The sequence below is a fragment of the Streptomyces sp. Q2 genome, from assembly GCF_056820935.1.
Genome location: NZ_JBXEJE010000059.1, coordinates 1 through 21,122, shown reverse-complemented (window position 1 = coordinate 21,122; position 21,122 = coordinate 1). Strand labels below are relative to the sequence as shown.

14 protein-coding genes are annotated in these 21,122 nt (G+C 71.7%); 3 read left to right on the top strand and 11 right to left on the bottom strand.

Going from position 1 to position 21,122, the window contains the following annotated elements; all coding sequences use genetic code 11:
• Positions 1-13 precede the first annotated feature (13 nt).
• From ACWBNA_RS42450 to eccB, 5 genes are all read right to left on the bottom strand, one after another.
• Positions 14-1,696: an RNase A-like domain-containing protein gene (locus ACWBNA_RS42450; RefSeq protein ID WP_482709935.1), complete on the bottom strand. Its 1,683-nt coding sequence runs from the start codon at positions 1,694-1,696 to the stop codon at positions 14-16.
• On the bottom strand, positions 1,696-2,010 hold the full coding sequence (locus ACWBNA_RS42445; RefSeq protein ID WP_482709934.1) for a WXG100 family type VII secretion target: 315 nt from the start codon (positions 2,008-2,010) through the stop codon (positions 1,696-1,698). The genes ACWBNA_RS42450 and ACWBNA_RS42445 overlap by 1 nt, the downstream gene beginning before the upstream one ends.
• 78 nt (positions 2,011-2,088) lie before the next feature.
• On the bottom strand, positions 2,089-2,526 hold the full coding sequence (locus ACWBNA_RS42440; RefSeq protein WP_482709968.1) for a WXG100 family type VII secretion target: 438 nt from the start codon (positions 2,524-2,526) through the stop codon (positions 2,089-2,091).
• A gap of 123 nt (positions 2,527-2,649) precedes the next feature.
• Positions 2,650-3,906, bottom strand: a complete 1,257-nt coding sequence (mycP, locus tag ACWBNA_RS42435) for a type VII secretion-associated serine protease mycosin (RefSeq protein ID WP_482709933.1) — start codon at positions 3,904-3,906, stop codon at positions 2,650-2,652.
• Positions 3,907-3,917: 11 nt separating this feature from the next.
• Entirely contained in the window at positions 3,918-5,441 is a 1,524-nt protein-coding gene (gene eccB / locus ACWBNA_RS42430; RefSeq protein WP_482709932.1) for a type VII secretion protein EccB, read from the bottom strand.
• Positions 5,442-5,640: 199 nt separating this feature from the next.
• On the opposite strand from eccB, the gene eccE reads away from it, so the two are divergent.
• The 3 genes from eccE (at position 5,641) to ACWBNA_RS42415 (ending at position 11,110) form a co-directional block, all read left to right on the top strand.
• Entirely contained in the window at positions 5,641-6,978 is a 1,338-nt protein-coding gene (eccE, locus tag ACWBNA_RS42425; protein ID WP_482709931.1) for a type VII secretion protein EccE, read from the top strand.
• Positions 6,975-7,760 (top strand): hypothetical protein, encoded by a 786-nt coding sequence (locus ACWBNA_RS42420; protein WP_482709930.1) that lies wholly within the window; start codon positions 6,975-6,977, stop codon positions 7,758-7,760. The genes eccE and ACWBNA_RS42420 overlap by 4 nt, the downstream gene beginning before the upstream one ends.
• 344 nt (positions 7,761-8,104) lie before the next feature.
• A complete protein-coding gene (locus ACWBNA_RS42415) occupies positions 8,105-11,110 on the top strand; it encodes an SCO5717 family growth-regulating ATPase (protein WP_482709929.1) in 3,006 nt (1,001 codons plus the stop codon).
• A 67-nt stretch (positions 11,111-11,177) separates the two neighbouring features.
• On the opposite strand, the gene ACWBNA_RS42410 is transcribed toward ACWBNA_RS42415, so the two are convergent.
• The 6 genes from ACWBNA_RS42410 to infB all read right to left on the bottom strand — a co-directional run.
• Entirely contained in the window at positions 11,178-12,134 is a 957-nt protein-coding gene (locus tag ACWBNA_RS42410; RefSeq protein WP_482709928.1) for a bifunctional riboflavin kinase/FAD synthetase, read from the bottom strand.
• Between the two features lie 148 nt (positions 12,135-12,282).
• Entirely contained in the window at positions 12,283-16,269 is a 3,987-nt protein-coding gene (locus ACWBNA_RS42405; RefSeq protein ID WP_482709927.1) for a serine protease, read from the bottom strand.
• Between the two features lie 329 nt (positions 16,270-16,598).
• Positions 16,599-17,504, bottom strand: a complete 906-nt coding sequence (truB, locus tag ACWBNA_RS42400) for a tRNA pseudouridine(55) synthase TruB (protein WP_482709926.1) — start codon at positions 17,502-17,504, stop codon at positions 16,599-16,601.
• Positions 17,501-17,947, bottom strand: a complete 447-nt coding sequence (rbfA, locus tag ACWBNA_RS42395) for a 30S ribosome-binding factor RbfA (protein WP_217234566.1) — start codon at positions 17,945-17,947, stop codon at positions 17,501-17,503. The genes truB and rbfA overlap by 4 nt, the downstream gene beginning before the upstream one ends.
• A 39-nt stretch (positions 17,948-17,986) precedes the next feature.
• Positions 17,987-18,280, bottom strand: a complete 294-nt coding sequence (locus ACWBNA_RS42390) for a DUF503 domain-containing protein (RefSeq protein ID WP_217234567.1) — start codon at positions 18,278-18,280, stop codon at positions 17,987-17,989.
• 155 nt (positions 18,281-18,435) lie between these two features.
• On the bottom strand, positions 18,436-21,122 hold a 2,687-nt coding region (infB, locus tag ACWBNA_RS42385), incomplete at its 5' end, for a translation initiation factor IF-2 (protein WP_482709925.1).

Below are 21,122 nucleotides of genomic sequence, written 5' to 3'. Positions count from 1 at the left end.
GTCTTCCTGTTCACTACTGCGGGAGGGTGTCGCTCGGCATCGAGGTGAGTACCACGTACGGAGGGTGGCCACCGGGTACCGGCCGCAGAGTCACCAGCACTTTATCGGAGTCGTGCGCCTGGGGATCACCGCGGGACCAGGACCGGCCCACCGGGGCGTTGAATTCGAGACCGACATTTCTTGTCGAGGTGGCAGGATTCGGGTTGTTGTTCAGCCAGTTCTCGATCTTCCTCTGATTGTCCGGGTCGTCCAGAACGGCCTGAGTGTAACGCTGCGCATCGTCCAGATCGTTGAACGTGGATACCGCCACGGGCCTGGTGACTCCGTCGGGATAGAGCCTCGCCTGATCCCTCAGTCGCTGGTGCAACTGTTCGTCCGACTTGCCTACGTGCTTGTCGATGACGTGAGCACCAGAAATACCTTCCTGATTGGCGAGGTCCACAGGGTATTTGTGCTTCGACTCGTCGTCACCCGGCACCGTATAGAGCGGGTCTCCTTTGAAGTCGGTCAGCGCGCGAGCACCGAATGCCTCGGCACGAGCCTCCTCCGCGCGGTAGGTGGGCGCGCTGTCGTACGCCTCGTTCAAAGGGTCCAGAAGGGCCTGCAGTCTTGGCACTTGGCGGTTCACGCGATTGTTGTACGCGGTGACCGCTTGGTTCATCGCCTCCTCGTCGAGATGGAGAACGATGCCGGCGGACAGGTCGGTGACCACGCCCTTGCCCATCTTCAAGAGGCCCTTGCCGAAGTTCTTGACGTCTTTGAGGTCCAGCCCGTCGCTCAGGTTGATGTCGGGGAGGGTGTCGATGACGGCTTTGCGATAGATGCGATGCAGGTCTTCGCGTACGTCCTCGGCGGCCTTGGCAAAGTGGTACAACGCATCGACCATGACGTCGCAGGTGTCGAAGAGCACCGCGAACACCGGATGGTTGGCGCCCTGCCTGGCCACGGCGTCGTTCACCCAGTTGTAGCCGTACCGCTCCTTGCCCCATGCAGAGGTGCCCCACAGCGTGCTGCAGAACGTACGCATGGCGCTGTACCACTCGCTGTTGTGCTGATCGGTGATGCCTCCGATCAGACCCGTCAGCATGCTGTCGGCGGTGGACAGCGTCATCTGCGGCATACGCCAGGTCTCGGAGATCGAATTGACCCGGTGGTGGTTCGGCAGCGGCAGGATCTCGGCGGCTTTTCCCCAGCGGCAGGCGTCCTCCAGCAGCGGGCGCATCACGGTCAGGACAGCAGCTTCGACGCCTTCGAGGGCCGTCTGGACGAAGTCCTGGCCGTCGTCGATGTCGCCCCACTTGAAGTCCGTGACGGGCCCGTAGGTGGGCGCCTTGTCGATGACGACCGGCGGAGCCTGCTGGACGGCCTGGTTCGAGGGGGATGGATGGGTCGCGGCGTCCGCCACCGCGTAGTTGTTGGCGGTGGTGGTGAATCCGACGGCGGCGCCGCCCACACTCACCACGGACCTCGCCCAGACGTCCAGGAAGCGCTCGCCGACCTGCTTGTACGCCTTGGTGAACTGCTCCACTGCTGTCCCGCGGCCACCACCGTCCGGATAGCGAGCGAGCTCGTCCAGGAAGGCTTTGATGCCGCGGTGGAGCACGTCTTGCTGGTCGGCGACACCGGCCGAGACGCTGTGGAGCAGGGACGGCGTGACGTCGATGGTCCCGCCCGGCCTCGGTGTCGGGCTCCCCATCAGGCGGCCCCCCAGCCCCGCAGCACCGCCTGGTGCGCCGCCGCGTAGTTGGTGTGCCCGTTGGTGACGTACTCGTGCAGCCACTTCTGGGCCGCCTGGAGATCCTGGGCGGAGCGGTCCCACTCGTCGAGTTTGTCGACGAAGACGTCGCGTGTGTCGCCCTCCCACGACAGCACAACGGGCACTACACGGTCGTAGAGGCCGTCCAGCTTGCCGTTGAGCTGCTTGAGGATGTCCTCCAGGTCGGCGGCCAGCTCGGTGAGTGCGTTGAAGGAAACGGATATGTGCTCGTCGGGGTCGGAGCCCGTCGACATGATCCCCCCGTGGTTCGGATCGGCAACTGCGGTTCTGCAGGGTGCTCTGGTACGGAAAGGCCTGTGTACGGAGAACGGCTACATGTCGTCGAGGCTGCTGCGCGGCGCCGACGCCGGCGTCTCGGTGTTCGGCGTCGACAGTCTGTCCACCTCGCTCCCGACGTCCACCTGGATCTGCCGCATCTGCGCCAGCACCTCGAGGTCGTCCCGGGAGAAGCCGTCGCGGCTCAGGCGTACCGCCTCCTCCAGCAGCTTCATCACCTCGCGGATGCGTACGGCGTCCTCGGCCGCCGCCTGGTGGAACTTCCGGTACGCCGTCGCCGCCGGGCCGCGCCAGCCCGCCTCGATGCGGTCGACGACCGCGTCCATGCGTTTGACCTGCTTGTCCAGGTGGTCCTGCATGTCGTCCAGGTCACCCGCGAGCTTGGTCAGATCCTGGGAGGAGACCCGGAGGTTCTTGCCACCGGCCTGCGCCGAACCTGCTCCTGCTCCGGCTCCCGCTCCGTTCACACCCATGTCGTACGTCTGCCCCCGTCGCTTCGGCATCACGAGCCCCGCACTGTTCCGACAATCGTAGGGTCGTCGGAATCGGCACGCCCCAACTCCAGTTCCCTGGAGCCGAGATGCGCGTGCCGCCGCCTACTCCGCTCCCACGACCCGTCGCGCACGCCTGCGCGCGTCCCGGATCGCCACCGCCGTACCGCCGAGACCAGCGACGAGTACCGCCGCGCCCACGGCGACGTACGTGGCGAGGCGGGCGTTTCGTTCGGCGGCCGTTTCACCCATCTGGAACCTGGCCGGTGTGGGGGCTTCCGGTTTGCTGAGGCCCGCTTGCGGGTTGGGGGACTCCAGTGGTTCGTCGTCCTCCGTCAGGGCCCGTACGGGGTCCACCACACCCCAGCCGACGTAGATGTCGTGACCGGCGGTCGTGCGTTCCGCGGTCTGTTCGATCTGGGCGACGATCTGCTGGGCCGTCCACGTCGGGTGCTTCGCCTTGATCAGCGCCGCGACGCCCGCGACGTACGGCGCGGAGAAGCTCGTACCGTTGTCGGAGCAGTGGCCGCCCTTGGGGACGGTGGAGATCATGTCGACGCCTGGGGCTGCCACGCCGACGAACTCGCCGGACTGGGAGAAGGAGGCGCGCTCGTTGTTCCGGTCCGAGGCGGCGACCGCGAGGACGCCCTTGTAGGACGCCGGGTACGTCTCCTTGACGTTGCCTCCGAGTCCGTCGTTGCCCGCCGAGGCCACCACGACGATGCGCTGGGCCAGGGCCGCGTCGATCGCCTGCTCCAGCCTGGAGGTCGGCTTCACCGCGTTCGAGGTGTCCTGGGAGATGTTGATGACGTCGGCGTCGGCCTGGATGGCGTAGAGGATCGCGTTCGCCAGGGTGTCGGCGGTGCCGTGGCCCTCGGCGTCGTTCTGCTGGATCGGGATGATCGTCGCGTCGGGGGCCAGGCCCACGAAGCCGGTACCCGCGGCGGGGCGGGCGGCGATGATGCCGGCGACCTTGGTGCCGTGGCCGACGGTGTCCGTGGTGCCGTTCTCCTTGCCCCGCTCGATCGCGTTGCCGTCGTCGTCCTTGAGGTTCTTCGGCAGGAGGTTGCGGCCGCTCTTCACGTCGACGGCGTCGGCAAGCTGCGGGTTCGTCACGTCCACGCCGGTGTCGATCACCGCCACCCGCACGTTCTTCCCCTTGGACTGGCGCCACAGCTCGTCCAGGAGGACCCGTTGCAGGGCCCAGGGACGGCCCGGGTACTTGCCGTTGGGGAACGTGCAGCTTTCCGAGTACGGGAGGTCGGCCGCCGCGGCGGCGGGCGCGAAGAGGACGGGGGCGGTCGTCAGCAGGGCCGCGGCCGCCGCGGCCGTCAGGCGGCGTACGGAGGGCAGAAGTCGCATGTCCGCACCCCTCAGGAGCCCTGCGGCTGGCGGGCCGCGGTGGTCGACAGGCGTGGGCCCGTGGGCAGGAACTCCGACCAGGCGGCGGGGACCGGTGCGGGGTCCACCTCCTTGTAGCCCAGCCGGGTCTGGGCCTGCTCGGCCTCCTGCTGGGCCTGCTTGCGCTCCTTGGCCGTCGTCCCGAGGCCGGTGTCGCCCGTGCCGCTGTCGGCGTTGGACTGCAGTACGTAGCGCAGGCCGGTGTCGGTGACGAGGAAGACGGGTCCCGCCTTGGTCTCCTTGCCCTGGAACTGGCGGTAGAGCTGGCCGGAGCCGGGCGTGACGTAGGCGCTGGAGGAGCCGGTGGGGAGCTTGGCCGGGAAGTCCGTGCCCGCCCATGTGCTCAGCGTCGTCTCGCCGGAGCCGTTCACGTCGCGCAGGACGTTGCAGACGGTGCTGCGGCTGCCGGCCGCGCCGGAGGCCTCGTTGACGGGCTGGGGATCCTCGGTGGGCCAGCGGTGTTCCGTGCCGAACGGCTTGCCCGGGACGATCGCGCCGGGGCCCATCTCCTTGGCCTGACCGGCCTGTCCGAGGGAGGCGAGGTCCTCGCTGAACAGCAGGAGCTGGGCGACGAAGGCCGAGATGGGGGCGACCCGGCCGGGCAGCACCACGTAGTACTGCTCCGTGTTGTTGTCGAGCGCCTTGAGCACCATGCCGACCTTGTTGGTCGACTCGTCGAGCTGACCGGGGGCGCCGGCCGCGGTGCCCGGCTGGTCGGTGATCTCCGGGAAGGAGATCGCGTCGCCCGTGTGCAGGGTCTCCAGCCACTCCTTGGACACCTTCTGCGGCTGGCGGCCGGAGCCGACGACGGCGCGCAGCAGCAGTTCGTCGCTCTTGTCGATGGGATACGCCCGTCCGCTCGCGTCCACGACATAGCGGTTGCCGTCGGGGCCCTCGACGTACAGGAGTTGACCACCGGCCAGCTTCTCGCCCTTGCCCTCGGTCGCCTTCATGTCCCGGGAGGCGAGGACCAGGGCCGCCTTCTGGATGGACTCGCCGCCCGCGCTGGGGCGTTCGCAGACCACCCAGCGCTTGTCGCTGCCCGCCTCGGACGCCGACGGCAGGCGGTCGGGCGCGTACGGGATGCCGATGGTGACGCCGTGCGGGATCTTGCCGTTGTCGAGGACGGACTCGGAGACCGTCACGACCTCGCCCTGACCCTGGTTCAGGAGCAGCTTGGCGGACGCCATGTTGAGAACCGGGTGCAACTGGACCTGCGAGCCGGTCTTCAGGACGACGTACCGCGTGGTCGAGTCGCTGGCGATGATCACCTTGGCGTTGGGGGTGTTCCAGCCCTTGGGTGCGGTGGGCTTGAACATGCCCCACGCCCCGAAGCCGGCGATGACGATCACGCCCACGATGATGCCGGGAAGTATCGAGCGGAGCGGGCGGGGCGCCCCTTCCTCCGAGCCGTCGGGCGACGACTGCAGGAAGGCCGCGAGCATGCGGCGCTTCGCGAAGGTGTAGGCATTGAGCTGATCGCGCCGAGATGCCATCTGTGCCTGTCTCTCCCCGTGTTCACATGGGCCGCGCTCGCCGGGGTGACGTGGTCCCCCGCCTCCGATGTCAGAGCGGCCCCCTACTATGCCTGGTATCCGCGGGGACTTGTGGAGCGGGTAGGGTACGCGGGCCTTCAAAGGCCTTGTGTGGTGCTGAAATACCAGTGAGTTGTGAGCAAAACGGGGGGATGGAGTGATGGCTTCCGGAACACGCGCCCGGTCCCGCGGCCGATCGCGGTCACGGGGCTCCTCGGAGCCCGGACAGACACCGGCAGCGCCTCGGCGGACACCGGCTCAGCGGTCGGCGACGCCGGGCTCGCTCCACCTCAGGGTGCGTTCGGGTCAGGCCGGGGCATTCCGGCTGCAACGCGTCGTCCTGCTGGAGATCGCACTCGCCGTCGTGCTCGTCGGGTGGGTGATCGGTCCCGTCGCCCTGGTCGCCGCGGCCGCCGTCGCCGTCTGCCTGGTGCTGCTCTCCTTCTTCCGCCGCCGCGGCCGCTCCCTGCCCGAATGGCTCGCCACGGCACGGGCGTTGCGCGCACGGCAGCGCCGGGCCACGAGCGTGCCGATACCGGAGGGCACGGAGCCGGGGCTCGCGCCGGCCGTGGAGTGCGACCCGACCCTGCGGACGTACACGTACGCCGGGCGTGACCGCAGGCCCGTCGGAGTCATCGGCGACGGCACGTTCGTCACCGCGGTCCTGCAGGTGGAGGCCGACGCCACCGCCCTGCGGGCCGAGCGGAACCGGCAGCCGCTGCCGCTCTCGCTCGTCTACGACGCGCTGGGCGTCGACGACATCAGGCTGGAGTCGGCGCAGGTCGTGCTGCACACCCAGCCCGCGCCCGCGCTGCATCTGCCCCAGCAGTCCGTGGCCGTCGCCAACTACGCGCCCCTGCAGGAGCAGACGGGTGCTCCTGCGGTGCGGATCACGTGGATCGCGTTGAAGCTCGACCCGGAGCTGTGCGCGGAGGCGGTGGAGGCGCGCGGCGGGGGTCTGGTGGGCGCACAGAAGTGTGTCGTACGCGCCGCCGACCACCTCGCGAGCCGGCTGACCGGAGCGGGATTCCGCGCCACCCTCCTCGACGAGGAGGAGCTGACCTCCGCCATCGCCACCTCGGCCTGCGCCAACCCACTGGTGACGGCGGAGGCGGGACGGACGGACACACGGGAGCGGCGGACCGAGGAGTCCAGCCGGAGCTGGCGCTGCGACAACCGCCGGCACACCACGTACTGGATCCGCCGGTGGCCGTCACTGGGAGGCGAGCGGGCGCCCTCGCTGCCGCAGCTCGTCGCCCTGGTCACGGCCGTTCCCGCGCTCGCCACCACCTTCAGCCTCACGCTGACGCGCGGGGAGCGCCAGGAGGTCTCGGTGTGCGGACACCTGCGGGTGACCGGGCGCAGCGACGACGAACTCGTGGCGGCCAGGCGGGCGGTGCAGGGCGCGGCCCGGCACACCGGCACCGGCCTCGCCCGCCTCGACCGGGAACAGGTGCCCGGCATGCTCGCCACTCTTCCCCTCGGAGGTGTCCGATGACGGCGATGACCACGCGCGCGGGTCAGGCGGCCGCCGGCCGCGGCGAGCCCCAGCCCTCCGGCCCGCAGCGGGCGCGCGATCTGCTGCGCAGCGGCTTCGGGCTCATCGGCCCGCGGCACGCGCGGCATTCCCTGCCCGTGGAGCAACTCGACGCGCTCACCCTGCCCATCGGGGACGACGGCGTGGTCATCGGCGTGGACGCGGACGGCCGTCCCGCTGTTCTGGGGCTCAACCGTCCGACGCCGTACGACGTCGTCCTCATCGGTGGTCTGTGGACCGCCCAGGTCATCGCGCTCAGGGCGGCGGCGACCGGCGCGCGCGTCGCCGTGGAGACGGGGCGGCCGCAGGCCTGGATGCAGATGGTGCACGCGATGGGCGGCGGGCAGAACGGCCTGGCGGTGTACGAGGTCGGCCGGGTGCCCCCGCAGGGCACCTCGGCCGGTACGCCGGTGCTGGTGGTGCGGGACTGCGGGATGCGCCCGCCGCGCGGCCGGGTGGTCTCCGGCCCCTGGCAGGCGGTGCTGACCCTGCTGCCGTATCTCAGTCCGGTGGCCCCGCGACTGCTCAGACAGGCACGGCTCGTCGGGGTGCAGCGCATCTCGCCGGACGAGGCCACGGAACTGGGCCGTACGATGGCGCTGCCCCGGGCCGAGATGGACGCGTTGCCCGGTCTCTCCGACGGGCTCACGCTCTGGTGCACCGACCGCGACCGGCAGTACGTGTTGACGCAGCCCACCGACGCCGAGATCGGATTGTTGGGTATGCCTCGACGGATGGACTGAAACAGCCATCACCTGACGCGAATTGACCATTCGGGGACGATTGTTCCACTTTGCCGTACGGCAGAACATCCGCTATCGGGCGGTTTGTTCGCCGGAATTGGCGTCGAGCACGGCACTTCAGGGACGGTTGTGGTGCCGGAGTCGGGCCTTGAGGAATGGATGGGCCTGCCGAGGTGGGTCGTGTGGTGATTAGGCTGGTACCGGGCGCGATGCCAGAACCCCGTTGACCGGGCGTCTGCGCCCCAGGGGGAGCCGGTGGATCGGACGACCTCGAACGACCAAGGCCGACAAGTAATGGTCGCCCCGGCACGCCATGAGGGTGCTCGACCACACCAGGAGGAACTGTGAGCAGCGATCGGGACGGGATCCGCGGGGGCTGGGCCACACCCGACGATGACCAGCCCGACGCCGAGTCCTCCATCGAGATGACGGGCGAGTTCACCATCGACTACGCGCCGCCCGCCTGGTACACGCAGAACGCGGGCGACACGGCGTCAGGACAGGGCACGGCCGGCGGGGCCTCCGGTGCCCCTGCGGCCGTTCCGCCACCGCCGGACAACGCGTTCGCGCCGGCTCCGCCTCCCGGGCCAGCCGCGAGCGGCGGCTTCGAGTTGCAGCAGCCACAGGCTCAGGCTCAGCCGGAGGGATACGGGCCGGGGCAGCAGGGTCAGGCCCACCCACAGGGGCAGGCCCAGTGGGCTCCGACCGCGCCCGAGTCTCCCGTCGCGCCGCCTTCCCCGCCTTCCGCGCCCGCCCCGCCGGTCGCCTCCGCGCCGCCTGTCACCCCGGCTCCGCCCGGCCCTTCCCCGTCCCCGGCTCCGCCCCCCTTCCCGGTTTTCGGCGCGGACGAGTCCGGCACCGGCGATCTGGAGAGCGGCGCCACCATGCGGTTCTCCGCCGCCTCCCTGAAGCAGGAGATCGCGGATCTCGCCGCCGCGGCCAACGCTCAGCAGCCTGCCGAGGCGAGTGATCGCAAGAGCGAGAGCGAAGCCTCGGTCGACGGTTCCACCGAGGACGCCTCAGCCGGCGCTTCGGCCCCGTCCGGAGACGGTGACGGCGATTCCGACGGTACGACCGTGGACACGGACGGTACCGATGCCGGCACGCACGACGGCGTGGGCGTCTCCGACGACGCATCCGGCGACGCATCCGGAAGCGCATCCGGAGACCCCTCCGTTGACGTGGACGGCGACGACGTGGAGGCTCCCGCCTCCGACGACGCCGTCACGGCGGCCGGCGAGGGCGAGGACGCCGCGGCGGCGGACGCCGGTACGTCCGCCGACTCGGCCGCTGCCGAGGCCGTTCCGCACGGCGCACCCTCCGCCTGGACTCCCCCGCCGGCGCCACAGAGCGGGGTGCCGCCGCTGCCGCCGTCGTACCAGCCCGCCGCCCCCACGGCTGCCCCGCAGTGGCCCGCACAGCCGCAGCCGCAGCCGGACCCAGCGACGCCCGTGCAGCCCGCGCAGCAGCCGCCCTTCCAGCCGCAGGCGCCGCAGCCCGCCCCGACCGCCTGGAACCCGCCCGCCGCGCCCACGCCGCCGGGCCCGGAAGCCCCTCCGGCAGCGCCACAGCACGGTTACGGCTTCCCGCAGCCCAACACCCCGGCACAGCAGCCGCCCAACGCACAAGGCGGCTACGGCTTCCCCCAGCCGCCGGCCCCCAACGCCCAAGGGGGATACGGCTTCCCGCAGCCCAACACCCCGGCAACCCCGGCACAGCAGCCGCCCGCCGCACAAGGCGGCTACGGCTTCCCCCAGCCGCCGGCCCCCAACGCCCAAGGTGGGTACGGCTTCCCGCAGCCGCCCATGCAGCAGGGCCACCCCGGCCAGCCGGCGAACCCCGCCCACGCCCAGCCCCACCCGGGCCCCCCGCAGCAGCAGCCCGACGGCCAGGCCCAGCCGTTCCCCCAGCACCCGCAACACCCGCAACACCCGCAACAGGGCCAGCACCCGCAGCAGGGCCAGCCGAACCAACCGGCCGTCGACCCCCGCACAGGTGCGGCCTGGCCCCAGGCCGTCCAGCACGACCAGCGGCAGCCGGCCAACCCCGGTGCCGCGCCCCTCGGTTACACCGCTGCCGTGGAACTGTCCTCCGACCGTCTGCTCAACAGCAAGAAGCAGAAGGCCAAGAGCAGCCGCCCGGCGGCCGCCGGCAAGTTCAAGATCGGCGGGAAGAAGGAAGAGGCCGAGCGGCAGCGGAAGCTGGAGCTCATCCGCACCCCGGTGCTGTCCTGCTACCGGATCGCCGTCATCAGCCTCAAGGGCGGCGTCGGCAAGACGACCACGACCACCGCGCTCGGCTCCACGCTCGCCACCGAGCGGCAGGACAAGATCCTCGCCATCGACGCCAACCCGGACGCCGGCACGCTCGGCCGCCGGGTGCGCCGCGAGACCGGGGCCACCATCCGCGACCTCGTCCAGGCGATCCCGTACCTCAACTCGTACATGGACATCCGGCGGTTCACCTCCCAGGCCGCGTCCGGCCTGGAGATCATCGCCAACGACGTCGACCCGGCCGTGTCGACCACGTTCAACGACGAGGACTACCGGCGCGCGATCGACGTGCTCGGCAACCAGTACCCGATCATCCTCACCGACTCGGGTACCGGTCTGCTCTACAGCGCCATGCGGGGTGTGCTCGACCTCGCCGACCAGCTCATCATCATCTCGACGCCGTCCGTGGACGGTGCGAGCAGCGCCAGCACGACCCTGGACTGGCTGTCCGCGCACGGATACGCCGACCTCGTCTCGCGGTCCCTCACGGTCATCTCCGGGGTCCGCGAGACCGGAAAGATGATCAAGGTCGAGGACATCGTCAGCCACTTCGAGACGCGCTGCCGCGGAGTCGTCGTCGTCCCCTTCGACGAACACCTCTCGGCCGGCGCCGAGGTCGACCTCGACATGATGCGGCCGAAGGTGCGGGAGGCGTACTTCAACCTCGCGGCGATGGTCGCCGAGGACTTCGTACGGCACCAGCAGTTGCACGGCCTGTGGACGTCCAACGGCAACCCGCCCCCGGTGGCGGCGCCGCCGATGCCGGGACAGCAGCAGATCCCGGGACAGCCGTACGCCCAGCCTGGACAGCCCGGTCAGCCGGGACAGCCAGGACAGCCGGGACAGCAGCCTCCGTACCCGCAGCAGCCCCACCCCGGTCAGCAGCCCCCGCCCCAGCAGCCGTACCCCCAGGGCCAGCCCTACGCCCAGCCGGGGCACCCGGGACAACCGCCCGCCGGGCCCGGTCAGCCGTATCCGCAGCCGGGGCAGCAGCCCTACCCGCAGCAGGGCTACGGCTACCCCCAGCCGGGGCAGCCGGGTGGGCAGACCCCGCCCCCGCCGCCCCAGCAGCAGTAGGCGCACACGAATGGGCGGCCGGTACCCGACAGGTACCGGCCGCCCTTCGGCGTCGTGGCGACCGCGACTACTCGGCGGTCTCCGAAGCCGCCACCAGCTCCCGGCACCGCTTCACGTCCTCCGCGATCTGCACGAGCAGCGCGTCGAGCGTGTCGAACTTCGCCTGGCCGCGGACGAAGGCGAGGAAGTCGACGGCGACGTGCAGGCCGTACAGGTCGAGGCCGACGCGGTCGATGGCGTACGCCTCCACCGTGCGCTCGGTGCCGTCGAACTGCGGGTTGGTGCCGACGGAGATCGCGGCGGGCATCGCCTCGCCCTGCGTGTGCAGCCAGCCGGCGTACACGCCGTCGGCGGGGATCGCGGTGTGCGGGAGGGTCTCGACGTTCGCCGTCGGGAAGCCCATCTCGCGCCCGCGCTGGGCACCGCGGACGACGACGCCCTCCACGCGGTGCGGGCGGCCCAGGATCTCGGCGGCGCCTTCGAGGTCCCCCTCGGCGACCAGGCGCCGGGTGAGGGTCGAGGAGAAGGGTTCGCCGCCGCCCGCCGTGCCGGACACGTACAGGTCGACGACCTCGACCTCGAAGTCGTAGACCTTGCCCTGTTCGGCGAGGAACTCCACGTTCCCGGCCGCCTTGTGGCCGAAGCGGAAGTTGGGACCCTCGACGACCGCCCTGGCGTGCAGCTTGTCGACCAGGACCTTGACCACGAAGTCGGCCGGGGACAGCTTCGAGAACTCCGTGGTGAAGGGGAGGATCAGGAGCGCGTCCACACCCAGCTCGGCCATCAGTTCGGCGCGGCGGTGGTGCGGGGCGAGCAGCGGCGGGTGGCTGCCGGGGCGGACGACCTCGCTGGGGTGCGGGTCGAAAGTGACGACGACGGCGGGAACGCCCAGCCCACGGGCACGATCCACGGCATGCCGGATGATCAGCTGGTGCCCGCGGTGGACCCCGTCGTAGGAACCGATGGTGACGACGCTGCGCCCCCAGTCCTCGGGGATGTCCTCCAAGCCACGCCAGCGCTGCACTGTGACTGCTCCTCGTCGCAAACTCGTCGAACCCGTGTCCGTGGTTGTCTCTCACGCACGTATGTCTCACGCAGGTCTAAGGGTGCCATGCCGGGTGCTTCCGGCCCGCATCGGCATGGGCGCTGTGACCCGGCGCACGTGAACCCGGTCAGACGGGGACCCTTGCGCCCGCCAGGTTCTCGATCATCCGGCGGGCGCTGGGCCCCACCACCGCCGCCCATTCCTGCGGTGTCTCGGTCAGCCATCCGGCCACCAGCGCGGCGAAGCCGGGGACCTGCCGCCCGAGGTCGACAAGGCCGCGGTCGAAGCAGGTCGCGCCGTCCGGGGTGCGGACGAGGAGCAGACCGGTGCGGTGGACCAGGCCACGTACGACGAGGGGGTCGTCCTCGCCCGCGGCTGCCGCGCGCAGTACGGCGATCAGGACGGACGGGTCGTGTTCGCGGGTCAGGAGGAGTTCGAGGAGTTCCTGCCGCAGAGGGCGGGAGGCGGGTGTTCCGGGGGCCGCGAATACGGTCGCGAGGGCGGCCCGCACCTGTTCGGGGCCGCCGTCCAGCAGGCCGGTGACCAGGGGCAGCAGGACCGCGCGGGCGGTGGGGCCGTGGTCCAGTCGCCGGTCCACGTACGCCGCCACGTCCCCTGCCGTCTCCGGGTGCCGCTCCACCGCCTCCCGCACCAGCGCGGCGATCCGGCGGCTCAGCGCGGGCGTGGTGACGTCGGCGAGCGTGCGCAGCACCGGCCCGGCGTCCGGTCGGCGCAGCCGGGCCCGGAACGCGTCGAGCACCGGGTCCGCGTGGGTCGCCAGTGCGGGCACCAGCGCGCTCGGCGGCACCTGCGGATCGCCGGCCACGAAGTGCCCGAGCGCCTGCGGGAGATGACGGGCCCGGGTGTGCGGGTCCCGGACCAGCAGGGCGAGCGCGCCACCGTGCAGGGTGCAGTCGGCGGGGCGGGAGAGCAGGGCGAGAGCGGCGTAGCGCAGCAGTTCGCGGTCGGCCTCGATGCGCACGTGCGGGGCGGCGCGCAGTCCGTACGCCACCGCCGCGACCCGCCGCGCGGGCCGCTCGTCGTGCGTCCACCGGTCCACGGCCCGGCACACGGCGGACGGCTCGTCCTCGGACAGTACGGCGAGCAGCTCGTCGGCCCTGCCGTGCGCACTGTCGACGAGGACCTCCGTCAGCTCGTCCAGCGCCCGGTGCCGGTGTGTGTGCAGCAGCGCCTGCGCGGCCTTCGCGACGGTCGCGTGCGGGGCGGCGGGCAACGGGCGTTCGTCGTCGAACCAGCGGACGAGATGCGGTTGTACGGCGGTGGGGTCGCCGATGAGCAGCCGGGCGACGGCGTCCAGGAAGCGCGGGCCGTCGCTCTCGTGCGGGGGGCCGTCGGCGAGGACGAGTCGGCGCAGCAGGTCGAAGCGGGTGTCCTCGGGGAGCGGCAGGGCGGTCCAGAAGTCCGGCCCGAACTCGGTGGGCAGCGGCCGCGCACGCTGGCGCCAGGCCACCATCCGGTCGGTGAGCAGATGGAGGAGGGGGAGGTACGGCGTCGCGTCGGGCACCCGCGGCAGGACCTCGGCGATGAGGTGGGCGGCCCACCAGTTGTCCGGGTCGGCGTCGAGGGCGTACACCAACTCGTCGAGTCGGCGGGTGAGTTGGCTGGCCCCCTGCTGGCGGGCGAGGAGCAGCAGGGCCTGGACGACGGGCCCGATGCGGTGGTGCTGCACCGGGAACGGACCGTCGCCCTCCGGGTCGGTACGGCGGTGGACCAGGGCGCGCAACGCCTCGTCCAGGTCGAGGTGCGTTCCCTGGATCCAGTCGGCGAGTTCCTCGTGGGCGAAGCGGTAGCCGCCGCCGGCGGGGACGAGGAGGCCCTCGGTGAGTACGGCGGAGGCCCAGCCGGTGCCGCCGCCGAGCCTCGCGGGCGCCTGCCCCCACGGGAACAGCGCCTCGAACGACTCCCGGCACAGCTCTCCCTGTCCCGGGCCGAGGCTGCGGCGGGCGGCCTCGTGGACCTGTCCGGAGACCCTGGCGGCGAGACGGCGTACGGCGGTGCCGCGCAGGCCGTTCTGCGCGGCCAGGCGGACGGCGATGCGCAGGCACATCAGGTCGAGGTGGGCCGAGAAGACGTCGTGGCGGTCGAGGCGGGTGTCGGGGGCGTCGGGGTGTGCGGCGCGGATCTCCGAGAGGAGGCGGAGGGTGAGGGGGTGCCGGGTGTCGGGGTCTGCGAGGACGCCCTCGGGGATGCGGTACCGCGCCCGTGCCAGGCGGGCCTCGTCGTCCCGCAGGTCGCCGAGGTGGACGCACGGGGGGACGCGCTCGGTCCCGCGACGGACTGAGTCGTCGTACGTCAGCTCCGCCGGGAACCCCACCCCCTCCCAGTACTCGCTCCGACACGCCACCACCATCCGCATCCCCGTCTCCCGCAGCCACCTCGCCGTCCCGTCGGTCCATTCGGCGAGGCGGTGGGCCAGGACCGGCGGCATCTCCTCGGGGCCGTCGAGCAAGAGCAGGAGCGGACGCCCCGCGTTGCGGGCGAGGCGAGCGAGGCGTTCCGGGCCGGTGTCACCGAGGTCCGGGGGGACGGGGTCCGACGCCGCGACGATCCGGGCGGCCCTCGCCAGCGCCCGCCGTGCCGCGTCCGCCACCGACTCGTCGTCGTCCTTCAGGTCCGCGCCGCGCAGCCACAACGTGGGCGCCGGTTCCGCGCAGCGGTGACGGCGGGCGGCCAGGGCCGCGAGTTCTGTCGTACGACCGCTGCCGGGCGCCCCGACGAGCCCGAGGACGGCGGCCGGGCCGTCGAGGAACGCGGCGAAAGCCGCCGCCACAACGGCCCGTTCAACGGGCTCCACCACCCCCGGCCCCTCTGCACCGGCGCCCCCCTGCGCTCCCTGGGCACCAGCACTCCCCAGGCCGCGGCCCGCTGCACGCTCGCCCCGGCCGTCGGCGGCCTCGATCGCCGCCCAAGCGGAACCCGCGCCCACCCCACCGCCGAAGCCGCCCTCCGACCGATCACCCGGCCGATCCGCCCCGGGCCCGGCCGCCATCACATCCCTACGCGCACCCGCACCTACCGCACCGTCGGAATCAGCACCCCACGCACCCGCACCTACCGCACCGTCGGAATCAGCACCCCACGCACCCGCCCCTACCGCACCGCCGGAATCAGCACCCCACGCACCCGCACCTACCGCACCGCCGGAACCAGGACCCCACACACCCACACCCGCACCGCCCGAACCAGCACCCCACACACCCACACCCGCACCGCCAGAGTCGGCACCCCACACACCCACACCCGCACCGCCGGAACCAGCGCCCCACGCGCCCGCACCCACCCCCGTCGGCATCCCCACCGGCCCGTCCTGCCCCACCGAAGTCGCCGTCAGCTCCAGCACCCCGGCGAGGTTGAGATCGACGCCGTACGCGGGGACCGTCGCCGCGTTCACGGCCAGCAGCTCCGCGAGGGGCCCGCTCGGCGCCGGGCGCAGCGGTACCGCGAAACCCGCGTCCCGGTGGCCGCTCTGCAGCGCGGTGCCGAGGACGCCGACCACCGCACCGGTCTCCGCGTCGAGCACCGGCCCTCCGGCGGCACCGCCGCCCAGGCGCAGCGCGTCCCGTCCGGCCGTGCCGATCGCGAGCTCCAGGACGTCGCCGAGGTAGTGGAAGCGGTCGGTGGCGGTGTACGTCACGGGGGTCGCGCCCAGCACCCGTGCCGCGCGCCAGCAGCCGGCGGGGACGCGCACGTAGGTGCCGGTGTCGATCCGGTCCCGCACGGTGACGGGCAACGGGTCCACGCCGAGGCCCTTGGTTCGGACGAGGGCCAGGTCCAGTTCGGGCAGCGGGGTCACCGCGTCGGCGCTCACGACACAGCTGCGGTCCCCGGCGGCGTACAGGACGAGCCGGGACAGACCGTCGACGGACTCGTGGCTGGTGACGACCGTGCCGTGGTGGTCGGCCATGAAACCGGTGCCGCGGGGGCGGCCGGCGAGGTCGTGGATGAGGACGAGCGAGTCGTCACGCCCGAGCCCCTCCCCCGGTTCCTCCGCGGCAGGCCACTGTCGGCCGCCCGCGCGGCGGGAGCCGTCGTCCTGCCGGTTCGGACGTGCGGTGCCGTGGGTGTCCCCGGTCCGCGGGCCCCGTCCCGCCATGGTCGAACCTCCCCGCCGTACCCCAGCACGTGCCCAAGGCCCGCCTCGGATGAGCTCTCGGAGTCTGGTGAGCCGAGAAAAGGGCCCTGACCTCGACGTTAGGCGCGCGGCGATCAGCCGGACAGATCGCCCGGCGAACGCGCCCCCTTCCGCTCCCCCGGTTCACTCCGAGCGCCTGCCCGCTCGGGTGAATGGACGGGGGCGGGTGGATACACCCTAGGGGTGGGGGAACCGAGGGGGGACCGTGGAGCGGCGGCAGCGATGACCCCGTGATCGCCGCTCCACGGTCGGGTACCGCGCGGTGCGCGGGGCGGGCTCGGTGGAGAGCCTCAGCCGAATATGGCGAGGCTCTTGGCCTTGCCCTTGTGCTCCTCGACGAGGGCGAGGAAACGGCCCTCGGGGTCGAAGACGGCCACGGCGCCGACGCCCGTGTACTCGTCGGACATGTCGAGCCGGACACCGTTGGTGAGCAGCCGGGCCCGCTTGGCGTCCACGTCCCAGCGCGGGAACGCGGCCGCGGCGGCCTCGGCGATCGGCATCACCGTCAGCTCCTGCTGGAGCTGGTCGAGGGTGCGGGCGGAGTCCAGCTTGTACGGGCCGACGCGCGTGCGGCGCAGCGCCGTGAGGTGCCCGCCGACGCCCAGCCCGGCGCCCAGGTCGCGGGCCAGGGCCCGGATGTACGTGCCGGACGAGCAGACCACCGACACCACCAGGTCCAGGACCGGGGTGCCGTCCTCGGCGACGGCGTCCCGGACGTCGTACACCGCGAAGGAGGAGACGGTGACGGGCCGGGCGGGGATCTCGAAGTCCTCGCCCTCCCGCGCCCGCTTGTAGGACCGCACACCGTCGATCTTGATGGCGCTGACCTTGGACGGCACCTGCATGATCTTGCCGGTCAGTTCGGCGACACCGACGTCGACGGCGTCGCGGGTGACCTTCGAGGCGTCGACCGACCCCGTGATCGCGCCCTCGGCGTCGTCGGTCAGGGTCGTCTGCCCCAGGCGGATCGTGCCCAGGTACTCCTTCTCGGTGAGCGCGAGGTGCCCGAGCAGCTTGGTCGCCTTCTCGACGCCGAGCACGAGCACGCCCGTCGCCATGGGGTCGAGGGTGCCGGCGTGGCCGACGCGGCGGGTCCGGGCGATGCCGCGCATCTTGGCGACGACATCGTGCGAAGTGAAGCCCGACGGCTTGTCGACAATGACAAGGCCGTCGGGCGTCCGGGTCTTCTCGGTCATTCGGCGGCGTCGTCCTCGTCCTCGCCCGGCTTCTTGTACGGGTCCGCCTCACCGGCGTACTTGGCGCCGGCGGAGACCTCGCGCACCTTCTCGTCGGACTGGCGTGCCTTGTCGAGGAGGTCCTCGATGGTCTTGGCGGTGTCGGGCAGCGCGTCGGCCACGAAGGTCAGTGTGGGGGTGAACTTCACGCCCGCCGCCGCACCGACCGCGGAGCGGAGCACGCCCTTGGCGCTCTCCAGTCCGGCGGCCGCGGCCGCCCGCTCCTCGTCGTCCCCGTACACCGTGTAGAAGACGGTCGCCTCCCGCAGGTCACCCGTGACCCGGGTGTCCGTGATGGTGACGTGCGAGCCGAGCCGCGGGTCCTTGATCCCGCGCTGCAGCTTCTGGGCCACCACCTCCCGGATGAGGTCCGCCAGCCTTTTCGCCCGCGCGTTGTCGGCCACTGGTCCGTCTCCCGTTCTTTCTTCTTCTACGTTCTTGGGTCAGTCGTCGTCGCCGTGGAATCGCCGCCGCACGGACAGCAGTTCCACTTCGGGGCGTCCGGCGACCAGCCGTTCGCACCGGTCCAGCACGTCCGTCACGTGCCCCGCGTCGCCGGACACCAACGCGAGGCCGATACCGGCCCTGCGGTGGAGGTCCATATGGTCCACCTCGGCCGCGCTCACCGCGTACTTCCGCTGCAGTTCGGCGACGATCGGGCGGACGACGGAGCGCTTCTCCTTCAGCGACCGTACGTCGCCGAGGAGGAGGTCGAAGGACAGCGTCCCCACATACATGTGTGTAACCGGTTCACCCGCCGGTACGGGATCGATGGCCCCGCCATCCGTGTGGCAGGGACATCAGAACCGTACAACGAACGGCCGGGGCCGATCGACGGAAATAACTCTCCGTCGACCGGCCCCGGACCGGACCGTCTCGGAAGGCCGAGCGCTTACGCGCGCGGCTTCTCCCGCATCTCGTACGTCGCGATGACGTCGTCGACCTTGATGTCGTTGAAGTTGCCGAGGTTGATACCGCCCTCGAACCCTTCGCGGATCTCGGTGACATCGTCCTTGAAGCGGCGCAGACCGGAGATGGTGAGGCTCTCCGCGACCACCTTGCCGTCGCGGATGAGGCGCGCCTTGGTGTTGCGCTTGACCTCGCCCGACCGGACCAGGACACCGGCGATGTTGCCCAGCTTGGACGACTTGAAGACCTCGCGGATCTCCGCCGTACCGAGCTCGACCTCTTCGTACTCCGGCTTGAGCATGCCCTTGAGGGCCGCCTCGATCTCCTCGATCGCCTGGTAGATGACCGAGTAGTAACGGACGTCCACGCCTTCGCGCTCGGCCATCTGCGCGGCACGCCCTGCGGCGCGCACGTTGAAGCCGATCACGATGGCGTCCGAGCCCATCGCCAGGTCGATGTCCGACTCCGTGACCGCACCGACACCACGGTGCAGGATGCGGATGTCGACCTCTTCGCCGACGTCGAGCTGGAGCAGCGAGGACTCGAGAGCCTCCACCGAACCGGACGCGTCGCCCTTGATGATGAGGTTGAGTTCCTGCACCAGACCGGCCTTGAGGGCCTCGTCCAGGTTCTCCAGGGAGAACCGGACTCCGCGCCGGGCGAAGTTGGCGTTGCGCTCACGCGCCGCGCGCTTCTCGGCGATCTGGCGGGCCGTACGGTCCTCGTCGACGACGAGGAAGTTGTCGCCGGCGCCCGGGACGTTGGTGAGACCGAGGACGAGGACCGGAGTCGACGGACCCGCCTCTTCCAGGTTGTCGCCCTTGTCGTCGAGCATCGCGCGGACACGGCCGTACGCGTCGCCGACCACCATGGTGTCGCCGACCCGCAGGGTGCCTCGCTGGACCAGGACGGTCGCGACGGCACCGCGGCCACGGTCGAGACGGGACTCGATCGCAATACCCTGCGCGTCCTGCTCCGGGTTGGCCCGCAGGTCGAGCGAGGCGTCCGCGGTGAGGACCACGGCCTCCAGAAGAGCCTCGATGTTGAGGCCCTGCTTGGCGGAGATGTCGACGAACATGGTGTCGCCGCCGTACTCCTCGGCCACGAGACCGTATTCGGTCAGCTGACCGCGCACCTTCGTCGGGTCGGCGCCCTCGACGTCGATCTTGTTGACCGCGACCACGATCGGCACGTCGGCCGCCTTGGCGTGGTTCAGCGCCTCGATCGTCTGGGGCATCACACCGTCGTTGGCCGCCACCACGAGGATCGCGATGTCGGTCGACTTGGCACCACGGGCACGCATGGCGGTGAACGCCTCGTGACCAGGGGTGTCAATGAAGGTGATCTTGCGCTCTTCTTCGTTGACCTGGGTCGTGACCTGGTACGCACCGATGTGCTGCGTGATACCGCCGGCCTCGCCCGCGACGACGTTCGTCTTGCGGATGGTGTCGAGGAGGCGGGTCTTACCGTGGTCGACGTGACCCATGACGGTCACGACCGGCGGACGCGCGACGAGGAACTCCTCGCCACCCTCGTCCTCGCCGAACTCGATGTCGAAGGACTCGAGCAGCTCGCGGTCCTCCTCCTCGGGGCTGACGATCTCGAGGACGAAGTTCATCTCGTCCGCGAGGAGCCTCAGCGTCTCGTCGGAGACGGACTGCGTGGCGGTGACCATCTCGCCGAGGTTCATCATCACGCCGACGAGCGACGCCGGGTTGGCGCCGATCTTCTCGGCGAAGTCGGTCAGGGAGGCACCGCGCGACAGGCGGACGGACTGTCCGTTGCCGCGAGGCAGCATCACACCGCCGACCGACGGGGCCTGCATGGCCTCGTACTCCTGGCGCCTCTGCCGCTTCGACTTGCGACCACGACGCGCGGGACCGCCGGGACGACCGAAGGCGCCCTGCGTGCCACCACGACCGCCCGGACCACCGGGACGACCACCGAAGCCGGGACGACCGCCGCCGCCACCACCGGGACCACCCGGACGACCGGCGAAACCGCCGCCACCGCCACCGGGACCACCGGGACGACCGGCGAAACCGCCGCCACCGCCACCGGGACCGGCCGGGCGACCGGCGAAGCCGCCGCCGCCGGGACGACCGCCGCCACCGCCACCGGGACGACCTGCGCCGCCCGGACCGCGACCCCCGCCGGGGCCACCGCCGGGACGCGGGCCGGCAGCGGGACGCTGCGGCATCATGCCGGGATTGGGACGCGCACCGCCGGGACCGCCGCCGGGACGCGGACCGCCGCCCTGCGGACGGGGCATGCCGCCCGGGCTGGGACGCCCGCCGGGAGCCTGCGGACGGGGACCGCCCGCCGCACCCTGGGGACGGGGACCGCCCTGACCCTGGCCCTGCGGACGCGGAGCGCCGCCGGGAGCACCGGAGCCACCAGGGCCGCCGGGACGCGGGGCACCGCCCGGACGGGGCGTCTGCGGACGCGCCATGCCGGTGGAGCCACCAGAGGTGAACGGGTTGTTGCCCGGACGGGGACCGGCCGGACGGGCACCGGGACGCGCGGCCTGGCCACCCTGACGCGGAGCGCCGGGACGGTCACCACGGTCGGGACGGTCACCACGGCCCTGGCCGCCCTGGCCGGGACCGGCCGGACGCGAGCCCGGACGCGGGGCCTGGCCGGCCGGACGCGGGGCGCCCGGACGGGGGG

Excerpts from the sequence above, each read along its gene's own strand:
- ACWBNA_RS42450 (WP_482709935.1), bottom strand. The coding sequence starts at position 1,696 with ATGGGGAGCCCGACACCGAGGCCGGGCGGGACCATCGACGTCACGCCG.
- ACWBNA_RS42445 (WP_482709934.1), bottom strand. The coding sequence starts at position 2,010 with ATGTCGACGGGCTCCGACCCCGACGAGCACATATCCGTTTCCTTCAAC.
- ACWBNA_RS42440 (WP_482709968.1), bottom strand. The coding sequence starts at position 2,526 with ATGGGTGTGAACGGAGCGGGAGCCGGAGCAGGAGCAGGTTCGGCGCAG.
- mycP (WP_482709933.1), bottom strand. The coding sequence starts at position 3,906 with ATGCGACTTCTGCCCTCCGTACGCCGCCTGACGGCCGCGGCGGCCGCG.
- eccB (WP_482709932.1), bottom strand. The coding sequence starts at position 5,441 with ATGGCATCTCGGCGCGATCAGCTCAATGCCTACACCTTCGCGAAGCGC.
- eccE (WP_482709931.1), top strand. The coding sequence starts at position 5,641 with ATGGCTTCCGGAACACGCGCCCGGTCCCGCGGCCGATCGCGGTCACGG.
- ACWBNA_RS42420 (WP_482709930.1), top strand. The coding sequence starts at position 6,975 with ATGACGGCGATGACCACGCGCGCGGGTCAGGCGGCCGCCGGCCGCGGC.
- ACWBNA_RS42405 (WP_482709927.1), bottom strand. The coding sequence starts at position 16,269 with ATGGCGGGACGGGGCCCGCGGACCGGGGACACCCACGGCACCGCACGT.
- truB (WP_482709926.1), bottom strand. The coding sequence starts at position 17,504 with ATGACCGAGAAGACCCGGACGCCCGACGGCCTTGTCATTGTCGACAAG.
- ACWBNA_RS42390 (WP_217234567.1), bottom strand. The coding sequence starts at position 18,280 with ATGTATGTGGGGACGCTGTCCTTCGACCTCCTCCTCGGCGACGTACGG.